An 18,833-nucleotide genomic window follows, 5' to 3' on the forward strand; every position below is an offset into this window, starting at 1 on the left:
CGCCGAACCTAACTGCGGCGCATTTTTCCTGGAATTGCTTCGGATCAGTCCATTAGCCTGGCCGTGCCGGAAACCCTGATCGAGCTGCCCGGCGCCGGCGGAATATCGGCATGGAGCCGCGAGCGCATGCCCATGTCTTCGCCCTGGACGATGTCGATGGCGCCGCCATGCGGCCAGCCGAGATCGCGCAGGTAGCCGGCAAAGGCAGCGGTCGCGGCGCCCGTCGCCGGATCCTCGTAGACGCCGCCGGACGCGAAGGGGTTGCGCGTGTGAAAGAGGCGCGGCGTCTCGGCATGGGCGAGGAGGATGGTGACCAGGCCTTCCCGCCGCATGAAGGACTGGCCTTGCTTCAAGTCATAGGCCATGGCCGCCAACGTCTGGCGCGACTTCAGCGCCAGCACGAGATGATCGGCGCCGCCATGGATGAGCGCCGGCGGAATGGCGGGGTCGAGATCGGCCGGCTCATAGCCAAACAAGGCGAGCGCTTCGCCGACCAGTTCCGACGATGCGGCCTTGCTGCGCGTCGGTGGCGACTGCAGGGCGGCGGCAAAATTGGCGCCATCGCGAAAGCCTTCGACGGTGATGTCCGCCTGGTTGAGGGTCAGCCTGAAGATGCCGTCGCCGAACTTTCCGACCAGCGCCGCGCCGAGCGCGATGGTGGCATGGCCGCAGAACGGCACTTCCGACTCCGGCGAAAAGTAGCGCACGCGCCAGCCGCCGCCTTCGGGCGCCGCGAAGGCGGTTTCCGAGAAGCCAACTTCCGCTGCGACACGCTGCATGTCGGCGACGTCGGGCAGCGTCTCGCCAATCACCACGCCGGCGGGATTGCCGCCGGTGTTCCCGTCCGAAAATGCGGCGATCTTCAATATGTCCATGTTCCTGACCCCGTTATCCGTGAGGCGCAACAAACACGTTTCGCGCCGCTTTGGGAAATGAGGAAAGCAGCAAGCAGCGGTGAGCGCCAGTCACACCTGCAATCGGGGGTGGTGCCCCTCGATCCAACGCGGAACGAAATTCCGGTCATCGCCGTTCTGACGATTGGCGGTCGTTCGGGCCGCCTTCAGCTTTCATCATGCGACGCAGCGGGACAGGAGCCGACCATGGACGCCATCGTCACCAAGAACGACCTCAAATCCGATGCCAAGAAGGAATCGATCGATCTGCTCAACGCCAGGCTTGCCGACGCCATCGACCTGGCGCTGATCACCAAGCAGGCGCATTGGAACGTCAAGGGCCCGCAATTTATCGCCATCCACGAGATGCTGGACGAATTCCGCGAGGAGATCGATGGCCATGTCGACATTCTCGCCGAGCGCGCCGTGCAGCTCGGCGGCACCGCGCACGGCACCTCGCAGGAAGTGTCGAAGGCGACCAAGCTGAGGCCTTATCCGACCGACATCCACAAGACCAAGGATCATCTGGCGGCGTTGATCGACCGCTATGCCACGGCCGCCAAGCTGACCCGCGAAGCAATCGATGAGGCCGACGACGCCGGCGATCGCGATACGGCGGACATCTTCACCGCCTATTCGCGCTCGCTCGACAAATTGCTGTGGTTCCTCGAGGCGCACACGCAGGAAAAAGAATAGCCAGGCGCTTCCCGGCTTTCACAACATGGCCGGCAGGTTAGCCCGCCATCGTCTTTTCGGGCGCGGCCGAAGCAGCCGGCTGGGCGCCGTGCGACACCAGCGCCGTCATGATCTCTGCGGCGGCGAGCGCTGCAATCACCGGCGGGCGCTTGTCCTTCACCGCATTGCCGCCGATCGGCGAGACGAGCCGGGCGAACTGCGCTTCGCTGCCCTCGGCGGATTTCAGGAACCAGTTCCTGAAGGTCGCCTTCTTGGTCTTCGAGCCGATCATGCCGACATAGGCGCTGTCGTCGCGCTTCAGCGCCTCGGCGACGATCAGGAAATCCAGCGCATGATCATGGGTCAGGATAGCGAAGGCCGATCCGGCCGGCGCCTCGCGCACCACGGCTTCGGGCAACGATATCAGCCGCGTCTCCACCGTTTCCGGCATGCCTTCCAGCGCCTCGGCGCGGGTCTCGACGACGAAGACATGGATCGGCAGCAGCGCCAGCGAAGCTGCCAATGCCTGACCGACATGGCCGCCGCCGAACAGATAGACATGCGGCAGACGCGCCTCTTCCGATTCAGCGTTGGCGATCAGCTGCTGCTCCAGCGAAGCATCGACGAGGCGGATCGACACCTCGACGCGGCCGCCGCAGCATTGGCCGATTTCCGGCCCGAGCGGAACGTCAAGCGTTGCGCAGATCTCGTCGACCTCGATACGGGCTTCACCGGCCGGAGATCGCGACCGCTGCCCTGCATTCAATACCTGCCGCGCCTTGTCGACCGCCATATATTCGAGCTGACCGCCGCCGATGGTGCCGAAAATCGACGATGCCGAGACAAGCATGAAGGCACCGGCTTCGCGCGGCGTCGAACCCTTCGTCGCCGCCACCTCCACCAATGCAGCCCGGCCGACCCGGCCGAGGAATTCCTTCAGCTGTTGCGCCTTCGAGTTCATCGTCTGCATTTCCACTTGGGAAATATAGGGTTTTTCGGCCCGAATTGCACGTTTTAAGCCGGCTTCGCGGCTTCCCGTTTCAACCTCTCGATCGCCATCAGCACCCGTTCCGGTGTCGCCGGAGCATCGAGACGTGGACAGATCTTGTGACCGGCAACGCTCGCGACGGCGTCCGACAGCGCATGCAGCACCGACATGCCGTGCGGCAGCGGCGGCTCGCCTACAGCCTTGGAGCGGTGGATGGTCGGCTCATAGGCCGAGGACCAGTCGGTCAGCTTGACGTTGAAGATTTTCGGACGGTCGGACGCGAGCGGGATCTTGTAGGTCGACGGCGCATGCGTGCGCAGCCGGCCGCTATCGTCCCACCACAGCTCCTCGGTCGTCAGCCAGCCCATGCCCTGGATGAAGCCGCCCTCGACCTGGCCGAGGTCGATAGCCCGGTTCAGCGAACGGCCGGCGTCATGCAGGATATCGGTGCGCTCGACGACATATTCGCCGGTCAGCGTGTCGACCGAGACTTCCGAGCAGGCCGCGCCATAGGCGTAATAGTAGAAGGCATGGCCGCGGCCCTTGCTGCGGTCCCAATGGATCTTCGGCGTCTTGTAGAAACCGGCCGCCGAGAGCTGGATGCGATTGATATAGGCCTGCTTGACCAGATCGTTGAAGGCCACTTCCTGGTTGCCGATGCGCACCCGGTTGGGCAGGAACACGACCTGATCGTGCGGCACCTGATACTTGTCGGCGGCGAAATCGGTCAGCCGCTTGCGGATCTGGCGAGCGGCGTCCTGCGCCGCCATGCCGTTGAGGTCGGCACCGGACGACGCGGCCGTCGGCGAGGTGTTCGGCACCTTGGCGGTGGTGGTGGCGGTGATCTTGACCCGGTCGAGGTCGATCTGGAACTCCTCGGCCACGACCTGCGCCACCTTGAGATGCAGGCCCTGGCCCATCTCGGTGCCGCCATGGTTCATATGGACCGAGCCGTCGGCATAGACATGCACCAGCGCGCCGGCCTGATTGGCTTCCGTCTTGGTGAAGGAGATGCCGAACTTGACCGGCGTCAGCGCCAGTCCGCGCTTGATGAAGCGGCTGTTGTTGTTGAAGGCGCTGATCTCGCGGCGGCGGCGCGGATAATTCGCGCTTTCCTCCAACTCGGCCACGATGCGCTGGATGATGCAGTCCTCGACCTTCTGGTGATAGGGCGTAACGCTGCGCTCGCCGATGGCCTCCATCGGGTCGTAGAAATTGAGCTTGCGGATCTCGAGCGAGTCCTTGCCGACGGCGAAGGCAACCTCGTCGATGACGCGCTCCGCGCCGACCATGCCCTGTGGGCCGCCGAAGCCGCGAAAGGCGGTGTTGGAGACGGTGTTGGTGTAGAGCGGCGCCGACTTCGCATGCACCGCAGGATAGAAATAGGCGTTGTCGCAGTGGAACAGCGCGCGGTCGCCGACCGGACCGGAGAGGTCGGCGGAGAACCCGCAGCGCAACGCATAGGTGAAGTCGACGCCCAGGATATTACCCTCGTCGTCGAAGCCGACCTCGTAGTCGATGGCGAAGTCGTGCCGCTTGCCGGTGGCGGTCATGTCCTCGTCGCGGTCGAGCCGGATCTTCACCGCGCGCTTCAGCTTCTTGGCGGCGATGGCCGCGATGGTCGCGCACTGGTTGGCCTGCGTCTCCTTGCCGCCGAAGCCGCCGCCCATGCGGCGCACTTCGACTGTCACCGCATGGCTCGGCACGCCGAGCGCATGGGCGACCAGATGCTGCGTCTCGCTCGGACCCTGCGTCGAGCAATAGACGACGACCTCGTCGTCCTCGCCGGGGATCGCCAGCGAGACCTGGCCTTCGAGATAGAAATGATCCTGGCCGCCGAGCCACATGCGGTTCTTGATGCGGCGCGGAGCGGCGGCAATCGCCGCGGCGGCGTCGCCGCGCTTCAGGATCAACGGCGTGGTGACCTGCTTGTCGTTGACCGGGTCGAGATTCCAGATGTCGATGACGGCCGGAAGCTCGTCATACTCGATTTTTGCGAGACGCGCCGCGCGGCGCGCTTCCTCACGCGTCTCGGCAACAACGGCGAAGATCGGCTGGCCGTAAAACTCAATCTTGCCCTCGGCGAGCACCGGATCGTCATGCATGTTGCTCGGCGAAACATCGTTCTCGCCGGGCACGTCGGCATAGGTCAGGACATCGACCACGCCCGGCGCCGAACGCACGGCCGACAGGTCGACGCTTTTGAGCGTGCCGTGCGCGATCTTCGACAGGCCGAGGCCAATATGCAGCGTGCCGGCAGGCTCCGGCATGTCGTCGATATAGACGGCGGCGCCGCTGACATGCTTGTGCGCGGAATCGTGCCGCTGGTCGGTGGCGACACCGCCGGCGATTTTTTCCGCCTTGAGGTTGGGAGTGGCGTGCTTGTTCATTTAGCCTCCTTCCCTTCTCCCCGTTCACGGGGAGGAGGTGGCCCGAAGGGTCGGATGAGGGCCAGCGCCGATATTGACGAATTTGCGAAAAACGATCGGCGACGGCGCTGCCCCTCATCTGCCTGCCGGCATCTTCTCCCGGTGAACGGGGAGAAGGGTGCTACTGGCGACCGCTTGCCCGCGTTGATTCGCATCAGGCGGCCTCGTTGCGCGAGACCTGGAACGGCGCTTTCGTTCCGGTCGTCTCGATATAGAAGCGCAGCAGAAGGTTCTTTGCCGCCAGCGTCCGGTATTCGGCGGTCGCGCGCATGTCGGTCAGCGGCGTGAAGTCGCTGGCGTATTGCGCCATCGCGGCCTCCACTGTCGCTTCACTCCAGGTTTTGCCAATAAGCGCCTTTTCGACTGCCGCGGCGCGCTTCGGCGTCGCCGCCATGCCGCCATAGGCGATGCGGATGTCGGCTACCGCGCCATCCTTAGCCAAGGTCAGGTAGAATGCCCCGAGCGTCGCGGTGATATCCTCGTCGCGGCGCTTGGTGACCTTGTAGACGGCAAACTTCGTGTCCTTTGCCGGCACCGGCACATGCACGGATTCGACGAATTCGCCAGGCTGACGGTCCTGCTTGCCATAGGCGATGAAGAAGGTTTCGAGCGGTATGGTGCGGCGGGCCTCACCCTTGCGCAGCGTGAGCTGCGCGCCGAGCGCGATCAATGGCGGCGGCATGTCGCCGATCGGCGAGCCGTTGGCGATGTTGCCGCCGATGGTGCCCATGTTGCGCACCTGTTCGCCGCCGATGCGGTCGACCAGCGGTCCCAATGCCGGGATGCGCTTCGACAGCGTCTCGAAGGCTTCGGTGTAGGTCACGCCGGCGCTGATGGTGATGACGCCGTCTTTTTCCGAGGTCGTACGCAAGCCGTTGAGGCCGCCGATGAAGATTGCCGGCGAGATGTCGCGCATATGCTTGGTGACCCACAGGCCGACATCGGTCGAGCCGGCGACGATGGTGGCGCCCGGTTCCTTCTCGAGGAAGGCCGCGAAATCGTCGACACTGGCCGGCACGATCAGCCGCGCCTTGCCCGACCCGATCTCGACCCTGGCGCCATCGCGCAGTACCTTCAGCCGCGCGGTGATGTCGTCGCGCTCCACGGCCAGCGGATCCTTAGCCGCCTTGCCGTAGCTCGAAATGGCGTGCGCGGCGCGCATGATCGCCTCATAGCCGGTGCAGCGGCAGAGATTGCCCTGCAGCGCCTTTTCGATCGCCGCGTTGGACGGGTCGGGCGTCTTCATCCACAGCCCGTAGAGCGACATAATGAAGCCCGGCGTGCAGAAGCCGCATTGCGAGCCGTGGAAATCGACCATCGCCTGCTGCACCGGATGCAGTTTTTCACCGTCGCCGCGCAGATGCTCCACGGTGACGACATGGGTGCCGTCGAGCGAGCCCACGAAGCGGATGCAAGCATTGACGCTTTCATAGACTAGACCTTCGGTGGAGAGCTTGCCGACCAGCACCGTGCAGGCGCCGCAATCGCCCTCGGCGCAGCCTTCCTTGGTGCCGCGCAGCGAGCGGTTGAGCCGCAGCCAGTCGAGCAAGGTCGCATCGGGCGCGACGTCTTTCAGCGCCACGTCGCTGCCGTTCAGGATGAAGCGTATTTCGTTGCGGGTCTCAGCCATGTCTCAGCTCCCCCGATAGGTCGAGTAGCCGTAAGGCGAAATCAAGAGCGGGACGTGGTAGTGCCGTGCTTCCGCCATGCCGAAGCGGATCGGCACGATGTCGAGGAAAGCAGGTTGCGGCAGGTCGATCCCCTGGCCGCGCAGATAGTCGCCGGCGGCGAAGACCAGCTCATATTCGCCGGTGCGGAAATCGGCGCCGGCAAGCAGCGGCGCATCGCAGCGCCCGTCATCGTTGGTGGCGACGGTCTTGAGGTGCGTGCGGCCCTGGCCCTCGATGCGAAAAAGGCCGATCGACAGGCCCTTTGCAGGCCGGCCGGTCGCGGTGTCGAGCACATGGGTCGTCAGGCGCCCGCCATCGGCTTTCGACGTCTCTGCCACTGGCCGCCTCCCATCCCGGTTCAGTTTCAGGTCAATTGTGCGCCAATTAAAGGCTATGCATAAGCCCCGGTCGAGCGGAGCGTGGCAAAAAGCACTTTCAAAAATTTTCGGGGGAATGCATGCGCACTCCTTTCGATATCTTCATCTCGACCATCGGGCAGGAGCGGCAATGCGTTACGATCGGGACATGCGCGGTTACGGGGCAAATCCGCCGGATCCGAAATGGCCCGGCGGCGCGCATGTCGCAGTGCAGTTCGTCGTCAACTATGAAGAGGGCGGCGAGAACTGCGTTCTGCATGGCGACAAGGCTTCCGAAGCCTTCCTGTCGGAGATCGTCGGCGCGGCGCCCTGGGTCGGCCAACGCCACTGGAACATGGAATCGATCTATGAATACGGCGCGCGGGCCGGCTTCTGGCGGCTCCACCGGCTGTTCACCGAAGCGCAAGTGCCGGTGACTTGCTATGGCGTCGCCACGGCGCTGGCGCGCTCGCCCGACCAGGTCGCAGCGATGCAGGAGGCCGGCTGGGAAATCGCCTCGCACGGGCTGAAATGGATCGACTATCGCGACCACTCGGCCGAAGACGAGCGGCGCGATCTCGAAGAGACGATCAAGCTGCACTACGAGGTGACCGGCGCGCGGCCGACCGGCTGGTACACCGGCCGCACTTCGGTGAACACGGTGCGGCTCGTCGCCGAGGAAGGCGGCTTCGACTACGTCTCCGATACTTATGACGACGAGCTGCCCTACTGGTTCGACCGCGACGGGCTGGAGAAGCCGCAGCTCATCATCCCCTACACGCTCGACGCCAACGACATGCGCTTCGCGACGCCGCAGGGCTTCAACTCCGGCGACCAGTTCTTCGCCTATCTGAAGGACAGTTTCGATACGCTCTATGCCGAGGGCAAGGCGGGCAGGCCGCGCATGATGAATATCGGCCTGCATTGCCGGCTGGTCGGCCGTCCCGGACGGGTCGCGGCGCTGAAGCGCTTCGTCGACTATGTGAAATCGCATAACAAGGTGTGGCTGACACGGCGCATCGACATCGCCAAACACTGGCGCGATACGCACCCCTACGAGGCACCGGCGCTGCGGCCGTCGCGGATGCGGTTCGAGGAATTCGTGCATGCCTTCGGCGGCGTGTTCGAGCATTCGCCCTGGATCGCCGAGCGCGCCTACGAACTGGAACTCGGGCCCGCGCATGACAGCGCCGGCGGCCTGCACAATGCGCTCTGCCGCGTCTTCCGCGCGGCGAGCGAGGCCGAACGGCTTTCCGTGCTCAACGCCCATCCGGACCTCGCCGGCAAGCTGGCGGCGGCCAAGCGGCTGACGCCGGAATCGACGAAGGAGCAGGCCTCCGCCGGGCTCGACGCGCTGACCGACAAGGAGCGCGAGCTGTTCTCGAAACTCAACGCCGCCTATGTCACCACCTTCGGCTTCCCCTTCATCATTGCAGTCAAGGGCAAGACCAAGGACGAAATCCTGGCGGAGTTCGAGGCGCGGATCGGCAACAACCGCGGCGCCGAGCTCGAAACCGCCTGCAAACAGGTCGAACGCATCGCGCTGCTTCGCCTGAAAGACATGCTCCCACTCTAATGTTTATTTTTCACGCAATTCCGTATGGAAGGCCACGGCGAAGCCGCCGACCTAACCGCTTCATACTTTTCCTGGAATTGCTCTGAGGGCCAGGACCGATGGATATGATCAAGACTGCCGAGCGAACCTATTACGCCCCGCATGGCGGCCATCCCGGCCAGAACGAGCTTCTGACCGGCCGCGCCGTCTTCACCGAGGCCTATGCGGTCATCCCCAGGGGCGTGATGCAGGACATCGTCACCAGCCCACTGCCGTTCTGGGACGAGACCCGGGCCTGGATCATCGCAAGGCCGCTCTCGGGCTTCGCCGAGACGTTCTCGCAATATATCGTCGAAGTTCTGCCCGGGGGCGGCAGCGACCGGCCCGAACTCGACGCTGGCGCCGAGGGTGTGCTGTTCGTCGTCGAGGGCGAGCTCACCGTTTCGCTTGCCGGCAAAAAACATGTACTTGCCCCCGGCGGCTTTGCCTTCCTGCCGCCGTCGAGCGGCTGGACGGCGCGCAACGAGAGCGGCAGCGCCGTTCGCTTCCACTGGATTCGCAAGGCCTATGAGGCGGTCGACGGCCTCGACGCGCCGGAAGCCTTCTTCTCCAGCGATCAGGACGTGGCGCCGAGCCCGATGCCGGGCACGGAAGGGCGCTGGGCAACGACCCGCTTTGTCGACCCGGCCGACATGCGCCACGACATGCATGTCACCATCGTGACGCTGAAGCCGGGCGCGGTCATCCCCTTCGCAGAAACCCATGTCATGGAGCACGGACTCTACGTGCTGGAAGGCAAGGCGGTCTACCGCCTCAACCAGGACTGGGTCGAGGTCGAAGCCGGCGATTTCATGTGGCTGCGCGCCTTCTGCCCGCAGGCCTGCTATGCCGGCGGCCCCGGCAATTTTCGCTACCTGCTCTACAAGGACGTCAACCGTCACGCCAGGCTTGGCGGCTATCTTGGGGGCAAGGCGCGGTGAGCCGCATCGTCGCTCGACCGCTGACCCGCGAGAGCTTCGCGCCGTTCGGCGACGTCATCGACATGGGCGGCGACAACCGCTACCCGATCAATGACGGCAAGGCGATGCGCTATCACGACCTCGCCACGGCGGAAGCCGCAGGCCCGAATGCGCGCGTGCTGATCTCGATGGTGCGCGGCACGCCCTATGAGATGCCGCTCAAGCTCACCATGGTCGAGCGCCATCCACTCGGCAGCCAGGCCTTCATCCCGCTGTCGCCGCGGCCGTTCCTGGTGGTCGTCTGCCATGACACCAAGGACGGTCCGGGTGAGCCGCATGCCTTTCTCGCCGGCTCCGGACAAGGCATCAACTACCGCCGCAACCTCTGGCACGGCGTGCTGACGCCGATCGGCGAGGAACAGGATTTCCTCATCGTCGACCGCGGCGGCGACGGCTCCAATCTTGAGGAATTTTATTTCTCGCATCCTTACGAGATCCACCTTCCCTGAAAGCTCGCGATTCCCATGACCGACATTTCGCTGATCGACCGCCTGCTCGATGTGATCGAGCACGACATCGTGCCGAAGACGGCGCAAGGCGTCGCCCATGGCAACAAGCTGTTCGGCGCCGCGATCCTGCGGAAAGACGACCGTTCGCTGGTGCTGGCCGAGACCAACAACGAGATGGAAAATCCGCTCTGGCATGGCGAGGTGCACTGCCTGAAGCGCTTCTACGAAATGCCCAAGGCCGAGCTAGTCGACACCAAGGATGCGCTGTTCGTCGCCACGCACGAGCCCTGCTCGCTCTGCCTGTCGGCGATCACCTGGACCGGTTTCGACAATTTCTACTATCTCTTCAGCCACGAGGATTCGCGCGACAGTTTTGCCATCCCGCATGATCTGAAAATCCTGAAAGAGGTCTTCACCCTGGATCCGGGCGGCTACAATGCCGAGAACGCCTATTGGAAGAGCTTTTCCATACGCAGGCTGGTCAGGGCTTTGCCCGACGCTGAGCGCCAGCGGCTGGAGGCTCGGATCGGCAGGATTTCGGCGCGCTATGACGAGCTGTCGGAGGCCTATCAGGCAAGCAAGGCCGACAACGACATTCCGCTGAACTGAGCAATTTTCGAATCTTGATTTGCCACCTTTATGGTGGCATATTTGAAGTATGGAGAAGCGCAGACCGACTTGCGATCTTGGTGCGATCAAGACGACGTTTGGGTCTGCCGATACGCTGGCAATCACGATATCAGCGCTGCGCGATGCCATTGGTCTCGGTTTCGATCGCACGAGTGTCGTCGAGGTGATTGGCACCATGACACCAAAGATGTTCGTAAAATCGATGACAACGTTCGCGGATCATCGGGTCTGGCAAGATGTTTACCATGTCCCAGCGCGCGACCTGATCCTCTATGTGAAATTTCAGGCGGATGTCGTGACTGAATTCACGGTTGTGGCATTCAAGGAGAAATAGCCATGGCAAAAAAAGAGATGCCTGAAACGATGGCCTCCCCGGAAACAGGAGAGACGCTGACGCGCGGGGTTCGTCCATTCGCCGTGACCTACAAGGGCGAGAGCATGACGGTTGACCTGCCCGGCTATTATCCAGCTTCGGATGGTGAGAGCGTGCATATCGGGGATGACATGGCTGCCGTCGATGCCGCTCTGCGCATTCTCAAGGAAAAGATCGACGGCGTGCCGGCGCCAGAAACTATCCGGCGCATGCGCGCAAAGCTCAAGCTGTCGCAGCGCGAGGCGGGTTCCCTGTTCAAGGTTGGAGAGAATGCTTTTGACAAATATGAAAGAGGCCTCATCGAGCCGAGTGGACCGACCATTCAGTTGATGACGCTGCTCGAAAAACATCCCGAACTGCTCGACGAATTGCGCTAACGACCCAGGTCGCACTTTTTGATGCTCCAGTCGCGATTGGCGATTGAAAGTCGCCACGCTGCGTAGCGTTATGCGCCCCATGAAAACCGTCACCGAATTCCCCCGCAAAGTCGTCGAATTTCCCGATATGGGCATCGTCATGCCGGATGGCTGCCGGCTGTCGGCGCGCGTCTGGATGCCGGAGGACGCGACTGACGATCCGGTGCCGGCGATCCTCGAGCACCTGCCCTACCGCAAGCGCGACGGCACCATCTTTCGCGATCAGCTCACCCATCCCTACTTCGCCGGCCACGGCTACGCCTCGATCCGCGTCGACATGCGCGGCAATGGTGATTCCGAAGGGCTGATGGACGACGAATATTCCGAGCAGGAATTGCAGGACGCCTGCGACGTCGTCGCCTGGGCGGCCGCGCAGCCCTGGTGCAACGGCAATGTCGGCATGATGGGCATCTCGTGGGGCGGCTTCAACTGCCTGCAGGTGGCGGCGAAGCAGCCGCCGGCGCTGAAGGCGGTGATCAGCCTGTGCTCGACGGTCGACCGCTATGCCGACGACATCCACTACAAGGGCGGCTGCCTGCTCTTGGAAAATTTCGGCTGGGCCTCGACGATGCTGTCCTATTCGTCGCGGCCTCCGGATCCGGCGATTGCCGGCGGCAACCGCTGGCGGGATTTGTGGCTTAACCGGCTGGAGAACCAGCCTTTCCTTCTGCCGCTCTGGCTCGGCCACCAGCATCGCGACGCCTATTGGAAACGCGGCTCGATCTGCGAGGATTTTTCGGCTGTTCAGGCGGCCGTGCTGTCGATCGGTGGCTGGCATGACGGCTACCGCAACACGATCTCCAATCTCGTCACCAACATCGAGTCGCCGGTCAAAGGTATCGTCGGTCCCTGGATCCACAAATACCCGCATTACGCCGGGCCCAAGCCGGCGATCGGCTTCCTGCAGGAAGCGCTGCGCTGGTGGGACCGCTGGCTGAAGGGCGCTGAAACCGGCGTCGAGGCCGATCCGGCCTACCGCGCCTACGTGATGGACAGCGTGCGCCCGGCGCGCTGGCATCCCGAGCGGCCGGGCCGCTGGGTGGCCGAGCAGACCTGGCCGTCGGCCAACATCAAGCTTGAGACGATCGAGCTCATCCCCGACGGCGCCAAGCCCGCGATCGTCGCGTCGCCACAGACCTGCGGACTTGCCGGCGGCGAATATTTTCCCTTCACCTTCGGGCCGGAACTGCCGGGCGACCAACGCCTCGACGACGCGCTGTCGGTTTGTTTCGATCAACCCGAGCTCGGCGAAGCGATCGACATAGCCGGGGCGCCGGAGCTCGATGTCCAGCTTGCCTCCGACCGGCCGCAGGCCAACATCGCGGTGCGGCTCTGCGACGTGCATCCGGACGGCGCCTCGGAGCTGATCTCCTATGGCGTGCTCAATCTGACCCACCGCAACTCGCATGAATTCCCCGAACCGTTGGTTCCCGGGCAGACGGTTTCGGCGCGCGTGGTGCTCGACCAATGCGCATATCGTGTGCCGGCCGGCCACAAATTGCGCATCGCCGTTTCGACCGCTTACTGGCCGATGATCTGGCCCTCGCCGGAACCGGTACGGCTTGATCTCTCGACGGCGACGCTGAGGCTGCCGCTGCGTCCGCTGGCAAGAGGGGATGAGGTTTCGTTCCCTGAGCCGGAAGGCGCGACGCCGTGGGCGACCGAGACGATCAGGCAGGCGAATTCCGAACGCCATGTCGATCGCGACGAGAAGACCGGGCTGGTTAGGCTTTCCATAACCGACGATTTCGGCGAGGTGCGCGACATCGACCATGGGCTGGCCAATGGCAGCGTCGTGCGCGAGATATGGACGATCCATCCCGACGACCCGCTGTCGGCCACAGGAGCCACGCATTGGACGCAGACCTTGTCGCGCAATGAATGGTCGGTGCGGACCGAGACTTTTGCCGAGATGCGATCGGACGCCGCAAACTTCATCGTCAGCGCCAGAATCGAAGCCTATGAGGGCGAAAAGCTGGTCTTCGAACGCGACTTCGAGCAGACGATTCCCCGCTCCATGGTTTGAGCCGAAGCAAGATTGGTCCAAATGCGACGTACGATTTACGCCACCGTATGTCGCATTCGGTCTTGCCTGCCGCTTTCCCTTACGGTCATTATCTCCTCCAATAGCAAGAAACGACCATAAGGTCGGATACCCAGAGTGAGGAACCATAATGTCCAACGAACTCGACTATCTCAGCCGGCGAGTCGCGGCCGGAAAACTTAGCCGTCGCGACTTTCTCGGTCGCGCCGCGGCGCTCGGCGTCACCGCTACCTTTGCCAACTCGCTGCTCTCCAGCGCCGTGCGCGCTGCCGGCCCGGTCAAGGGCGGCACGCTGAAGGCCGGTCTGGTCGGCGGTGAATCCACCAACAGCCTCGATCCGGCCCTGTTCATGACCCAGGTGCCCTTTGCCTTCGGCAAAATGTGGGGCGAATTGATCGTGGAGCTCTCGCCCGACGGCAAGCTGGAGAACCGCATCGCCGAGGAGATCGGCTCTTCGGACGACGCCAAGGTCTGGACGCTGAAAATACGCGACGGCATCGAGTTCCACAACGGCAAGACGGTTACCGCAGAAGACGTCGCTGCCACGCTCGAGCGTCATTCGGACGAGAAGTCCAAGTCCGGCGCGTTGGGCTACATGAAGGGCATCGACACCATCAAGGTCAACGGCAAGGAAGTCGTGCTGACGCTGAAGGAGCCTAACGCCGACCTCCCCTACCTTCTCAGCGACTATCACCTGATCGTCCAGCCGAACGGCGGCAAGGACAAGGCCGATGCGGGCATCGGCGCCGGTCCGTACAAGGTCAAGGTCAATGAGCCCGGAGTGCGCCATGGCGGCGAACGCTTCGCCAATTACTGGCAGGGCGACAAGATGGGCCACGCCGACCAGATCGAAATCATCGTCATCAACGATGCGACAGCGCGCACGGCGGCCCTGCAGGGCGGCCAGGTCAACATGATCAACCGCGTCGAGCCGAAGATCGTCGATCTGATCAAGCGCGTGCCTGGCGTCACCATCCGCAACCACTCCGGTCCGGGCCACTACGTGTTCATCATGCATTGCAACACGGCGCCGTTCGACAACAACGATCTCAGGATGGCGTTGAAGCTGGCGATCGACCGCGAGGAGATGTTGAAAAAAGTGCTGCGCGGCTACGGCTCGCTCGGCAACGATTTCCCGATCAACGCCTCCTACCCGCTATTCACCGAGATCGAGCAGCGCAAGTACGATCCGGACAAGGCCAAATTCCACTACAAGAAGTCCGGCCATGACGGCCCTGTGCTGCTTAGGACCTCGGACGTCGCCTTCCCGGGCGCTGTCGATGCATCCCAGCTTTTCCAGCAGAGCGCCGCCAAGGCCGGCATCAAGATCGAGCTCAAGCGCGAGCCCGGCGACGGCTATTGGAACGAAGTCTGGAACAAGCAGCCCTTCTGCGCCTCCTATTGGGGCGGTCGCTCGACCCAGGACCAGATGTACTCGACCGCCTATCTGTCGACCGCCGATTGGAACGACACGCGTTTCAAGCGCCCGGACTTCGACAAGATGGTGCTGGCCGCGCGCGCCGAACTCGACGAGGCCAAGCGCAAGGCGATCTACCACGACATGGCCGTCATGGTGCGCGACGAAGGCGGCCTGATTCTGCCGATGTTCAATCAGTTCATCGACGCAACAGGCCCCAAGGTGGCTGGCTGGGTGGAGGATCCGCATCAGGAGCTTTGCAACGGCTACGCGCTGGCGAAGTGCTGGCTCGAAGCCTGAGCACGGCCTTGCGGAGATGTCCTCACCCATCGTGAAACTGGTGGCCCAGCGCGTTGCGCTGGGCATCCTCCTTCTGCTGGCCGTTTCGGTCCTGATCTTCGCCGGCACGCAGATTCTGCCCGGCGACGTCGCGCAAGCCATCCTGGGACAATCGGCGACCCCGGAGTCGCTGGCCAATCTGCGCGAGCAGCTCGGGCTCAACCAGCCTGCCTATATCCGTTACTTCCACTGGCTGGGCGGCGTGCTGACCGGCGATCTCGGCACCGCTATGTCGAGCGGCCAGGACATCGCGACTTCGATCAAGGAACGGCTGTGGAATACGCTGTTCCTGGCCTTCTGGGCGGCCGTCGTGGCGATCCCGCTGGCGATCACGCTTGGGTTGATCGCGGTGCGCTACCGTAATGGCTGGGTCGACAAGCTGATCTCCGGCGTGGCGCTTGCCTCGACCTCCTTCCCGGAGTTCTTCATCGGCTATCTGCTCGTCTTCTACTTCGCGGTCCAGCACCAATGGTTCCCGGCCATCTCGACCGTCTATGACGGAATGTCTTTGGGTGAGCGCCTGCAGGCCATCGCGCTGCCTGCGGCAGCGCTGACTCTGGTGGTGCTCGCCCATATGATGCGCATGACGCGCGCGGCGATCCTCAACGTCATGCAGTCGGCCTATGTCGAGACGGCCGAACTCAAGGGGCTGTCGGCCGCTGCCGTTATCCGCAAGCATGCCTTCCCGAACGCGATCGCGCCGATCATCAATGTCGTCATGCTCAACCTTGCCTATCTGGTGGTCGGCGTCGTCGTGGTCGAGGTGATCTTTGTCTATCCAGGCATGGGGCAATATCTGGTCGACCACGTCACGAAGCGCGACGTGCCGGTCGTGCAGGCGGTCGGCTTGATCTTCGCCGCCGTCTATATCACCCTCAACATCATCGCAGACATTGCGGCGATCGTCGCCAATCCGCGACTCAGGCATCCGAAGTAGGGGGGCGGCCGATATGCTCGATATCAGACGCATCCCTCTGCCATCGCTGGTCGGCCTGGTGCTGACCGCGCTGTTCGTGCTGGCGGCAATCTTCGCGCCCTTGATCGCGCCGCACGGCAACGCCGAGATCATCGGCGACGTGTGGGAGCCGATGTCGGCCGCGCACTGGCTGGGCACCGACAATCTCGGCCGCGATCTGTTGTCGCGCATGATCTACGGCGCCCGCATCACGCTGTTCATCGCGGTGCTGGCGACGGCACTCTCCTTCTCGCTCGGGGCCATTCTCGGCTTTTCGGCGGCGGTATTCGGCGGCTGGTACGACACGATCCTGTCGCGGCTCGTCGACCTCCTCATGTCGATCCCGACGCTGATCATGGGCCTCGTCGTGCTTTCGGTGCTGCCGTCGAACCTAGTGACGCTGATCCTGGTCATGGGCATCCTCGATTCGACCCGCGTCTACCGACTGTCGCGCGCGGTCGCCGTCGACATCAACGTCATGGACTATGTCGAGGCAGCGAAGCTGCGCGGCGAAGGCAGCGGCTGGATCATCTTCCGCGAGATCCTTCCCAATGCGCTGTCGCCGCTGGTCTCGGAACTCGGGCTGCGCTTCATCTATGCCGTGCTGTTCCTGTCGACGCTGTCCTTCCTCGGCCTCGGCGTGCAGCCGCCGGATGCCGACTGGGGCGGCATGGTGAAGGAGAACAAGGACGGCATCGTGTTCGGCATTCCGGCGGCGCTCATCCCGGCGGCGGCGATCGCGGCACTTGCGATCTCGGTCAATCTCGTCGCCGACTGGGTGCTCAATCGCACGACGAGCCTGAAGGGAGGACGCGGCTGATGGTTGACGGCAAAGCAAAGTCCGGTCCTCTCCTCGACATCCGCAACCTGCGCATCGAAGCGACGGTCTATCCGCCGGGCGAAGCACCGAGGACCATCCCGCTTGTCCACGACGTTTCGCTGACGCTGGAGAAGGGCAAGGTGCTTGGGCTGATCGGCGAGTCCGGCGCCGGCAAGTCGACCATCGGCCTGTCGTCGATGGGCTATGGCCGCGGCGGCGTTCGGATTACCGGCGGCGAGGTCATCCTCAACGGCCGCGACATACTGAAAGGCGGCAAGGAAGGCCTGCGCAAGCTGCGCGGCCGCGAAGTCTGTTATGTCGCCCAGTCGGCTGCGGCGGCCTTCAATCCGGCGCACCGGCTGATGGACCAGGTGGTGGAGGCTACCCTCCTGCACGGCACCGCGACCCGCGCCGAAGCCGAGAAACGCGCCGTCGCCCTGTTCAGGAAGCTCAGCCTGCCCAATCCCGAAACGATCGGCCAACGCTTCCCGCACCAGGTATCGGGCGGCCAGCTGCAGCGCGTGATGACGGCGATGGCGTTGTGCTCGGAGCCGGACCTGATCGTCTTCGACGAGCCGACGACGGCCCTCGACGTGACGACGCAGATCGACGTGCTGTCAGCGATCAAGGATGCCATCCGCGACACCCATGTCGCGGCCCTTTACATCACCCACGATCTAGCCGTCGTGGCGCAGGTGTCCGACGAGATCATGGTGCTGCGTCACGGCCGGCTGGTCGAATGGGGCGGCACCCACCAGATCATCAAGGAGCCGCGCCAGGAATACACCAACGCCCTGGTCTCGGTGCATCAGATCGAACACCAGGAACAGCAGCCGGGCACGACGCCGATGCTATCGGTGAAGAACGTGACGGCCGCCTATGGCGGCGGCCACGTCAAGGTGCTGAAGAACGTTTCGGTCGACATCTTTCCAGGCCAGACGCTGGCCGTGGTCGGCGAGAGCGGTTCCGGCAAATCGACGCTGGCGCGCGCCATCACCGGTCTCTTGCCGCCCGAGAAAGGTAGCGTCGTCTTCGACGGCCGCACGCTTGCCAACAGGCTCGCCGACCGGCCGAAGGAGGACCTTCGCCAGCTGCAAATGATCTACCAGATGGCCGACGTGGCGATGAATCCGCGCCAGACGGTAGGCACCATCATCGGCCGGCCGCTGGAGTTCTATTTCGGCATGAAGGGCCGCGAACGAGACAAGCGCGTCGCCGAGCTGCTCGACGAGATCGAGATGGGCAAGGGCTTCGTCGACCGCTATCCGGCCGAGCTTTCCGGCGGCCAGAAGCAGCGCGTCTGCATCGCCCGCTCGCTGGCCGCCAAGCCGAAGCTGATCATCTGCGACGAGGTGACCTCGGCGCTCGACCCGCTGGTCGCCCACGGCATCCTCAAGCTGCTGCTCAACTTGCAGCAGATCGAGAAGGTGGCCTACCTTTTCATCACCCACGATCTGGCGACGGTGAAGTCGATCGCCGATTCGATCGCGGTGATGTATCGCGGTGAAGTGGTGCGCTACGGATCCAAGAGCAAGGTGCTGACGCCGCCCTTCGACGCCTACACCGACCTGCTCCTCTCCTCCGTTCCCGAAATGGAGATCGGCTGGCTGGAGAAGGCCATCAAGGGCCGGCGCATGGAAAGCGCCGGCAATTGACGCAATTCCCGCAGAAACTGTTAAGGCGGCTTTCCGCACGGAGTAGCGTCGCCGCCAATGCCAAGAAGGTCGGCGGCTGGGTGAAGAATCCGAATGGCGAGATGATGGACGGCTATGCGCTCAACGAGTGCTGGCTGAACGCCTGATATC

18 protein-coding genes are annotated in these 18,833 nt (G+C 63.5%); 13 read left to right on the forward strand and 5 right to left on the reverse strand.

The window, feature by feature from the left end; genetic code table 11:
• Window positions 1-44: 44 nt before the first annotated feature.
• Entirely contained in the window at window positions 45-875 is an 831-nt protein-coding gene (locus LB535_RS05420) for a PhzF family phenazine biosynthesis protein (RefSeq protein ID WP_224631444.1), read from the reverse strand.
• A gap of 225 nt (window positions 876-1,100) precedes the next feature.
• On the opposite strand from LB535_RS05420, the gene dps reads away from it, so the two are divergent.
• Window positions 1,101-1,589 (forward strand): DNA starvation/stationary phase protection protein Dps, encoded by a 489-nt coding sequence (gene dps, locus LB535_RS05425; RefSeq protein ID WP_224631445.1) that lies wholly within the window; start codon window positions 1,101-1,103, stop codon window positions 1,587-1,589.
• A gap of 37 nt (window positions 1,590-1,626) precedes the next feature.
• Here dps and xdhC read toward each other — a convergent pair whose 3' ends face one another.
• The 4 genes from xdhC to uraH form a co-directional block, all read right to left on the reverse strand.
• On the reverse strand, window positions 1,627-2,529 hold the full coding sequence (gene xdhC, locus LB535_RS05430; RefSeq protein WP_224631446.1) for a xanthine dehydrogenase accessory protein XdhC: 903 nt from the start codon (window positions 2,527-2,529) through the stop codon (window positions 1,627-1,629).
• Window positions 2,530-2,582: 53 nt separating this feature from the next.
• A complete protein-coding gene (xdhB, locus tag LB535_RS05435; RefSeq protein WP_224631447.1) occupies window positions 2,583-4,946 on the reverse strand; it encodes a xanthine dehydrogenase molybdopterin binding subunit in 2,364 nt (787 codons plus the stop codon).
• 193 nt (window positions 4,947-5,139) lie between these two features.
• A complete protein-coding gene (gene xdhA, locus LB535_RS05440) occupies window positions 5,140-6,615 on the reverse strand; it encodes a xanthine dehydrogenase small subunit (RefSeq protein ID WP_224631448.1) in 1,476 nt (491 codons plus the stop codon).
• A gap of 3 nt (window positions 6,616-6,618) precedes the next feature.
• Window positions 6,619-6,993, reverse strand: coding sequence for a hydroxyisourate hydrolase (gene uraH, locus LB535_RS05445; RefSeq protein WP_224631449.1), 375 nt, complete (start codon window positions 6,991-6,993; stop codon window positions 6,619-6,621).
• 169 nt (window positions 6,994-7,162) lie between these two features.
• Here uraH and puuE point away from each other — a divergent pair, with 169 nt between their 5' ends.
• The 12 genes from puuE to LB535_RS05505 all read left to right on the forward strand — a co-directional run bounded on the left by puuE (window position 7,163) and on the right by LB535_RS05505 (window position 18,829).
• Entirely contained in the window at window positions 7,163-8,587 is a 1,425-nt protein-coding gene (gene puuE / locus LB535_RS05450) for an allantoinase PuuE (protein ID WP_224631450.1), read from the forward strand.
• Window positions 8,588-8,685: 98 nt separating this feature from the next.
• Entirely contained in the window at window positions 8,686-9,546 is an 861-nt protein-coding gene (locus LB535_RS05455) for a bifunctional allantoicase/(S)-ureidoglycine aminohydrolase (protein ID WP_224631451.1), read from the forward strand.
• Window positions 9,543-10,034, forward strand: coding sequence for an ureidoglycolate lyase (locus LB535_RS05460; RefSeq protein WP_224631452.1), 492 nt, complete (start codon window positions 9,543-9,545; stop codon window positions 10,032-10,034). Before LB535_RS05455 ends, LB535_RS05460 begins: the two co-directional genes overlap by 4 nt.
• A gap of 15 nt (window positions 10,035-10,049) precedes the next feature.
• Window positions 10,050-10,643, forward strand: coding sequence for a nucleoside deaminase (locus LB535_RS05465; protein WP_224631453.1), 594 nt, complete (start codon window positions 10,050-10,052; stop codon window positions 10,641-10,643).
• 49 nt (window positions 10,644-10,692) lie between these two features.
• A complete protein-coding gene (locus LB535_RS05470; RefSeq protein WP_224631454.1) occupies window positions 10,693-10,998 on the forward strand; it encodes a type II toxin-antitoxin system MqsR family toxin in 306 nt (101 codons plus the stop codon).
• Between the two features lie 2 nt (window positions 10,999-11,000).
• Entirely contained in the window at window positions 11,001-11,414 is a 414-nt protein-coding gene (locus tag LB535_RS05475) for a type II toxin-antitoxin system MqsA family antitoxin (RefSeq protein WP_224631455.1), read from the forward strand.
• Window positions 11,415-11,493: 79 nt separating this feature from the next.
• Entirely contained in the window at window positions 11,494-13,479 is a 1,986-nt protein-coding gene (locus LB535_RS05480) for a CocE/NonD family hydrolase (protein WP_224631456.1), read from the forward strand.
• 148 nt (window positions 13,480-13,627) lie between these two features.
• Entirely contained in the window at window positions 13,628-15,214 is a 1,587-nt protein-coding gene (locus LB535_RS05485) for an ABC transporter substrate-binding protein (protein ID WP_095769414.1), read from the forward strand.
• A gap of 16 nt (window positions 15,215-15,230) precedes the next feature.
• Entirely contained in the window at window positions 15,231-16,190 is a 960-nt protein-coding gene (locus tag LB535_RS05490) for an ABC transporter permease (RefSeq protein WP_224631457.1), read from the forward strand.
• Window positions 16,191-16,203: 13 nt separating this feature from the next.
• Window positions 16,204-17,028, forward strand: a complete 825-nt coding sequence (locus tag LB535_RS05495; RefSeq protein WP_224532594.1) for an ABC transporter permease — start codon at window positions 16,204-16,206, stop codon at window positions 17,026-17,028.
• Window positions 17,028-18,683: an ABC transporter ATP-binding protein gene (locus LB535_RS05500; RefSeq protein WP_224631458.1), complete on the forward strand. Its 1,656-nt coding sequence runs from the start codon at window positions 17,028-17,030 to the stop codon at window positions 18,681-18,683. The genes LB535_RS05495 and LB535_RS05500 overlap by 1 nt, the downstream gene beginning before the upstream one ends.
• Window positions 18,680-18,829, forward strand: coding sequence for a hypothetical protein (locus LB535_RS05505; protein ID WP_224631459.1), 150 nt, complete (start codon window positions 18,680-18,682; stop codon window positions 18,827-18,829). Before LB535_RS05500 ends, LB535_RS05505 begins: the two co-directional genes overlap by 4 nt.
• The last annotated feature ends 4 nt before the right edge of the window (window positions 18,830-18,833 follow it).

It is taken from the genome of Mesorhizobium sp. CA10 (genome assembly GCF_020165285.1).
Classification (GTDB): Bacteria; Pseudomonadota; Alphaproteobacteria; order Rhizobiales; family Rhizobiaceae; genus Mesorhizobium.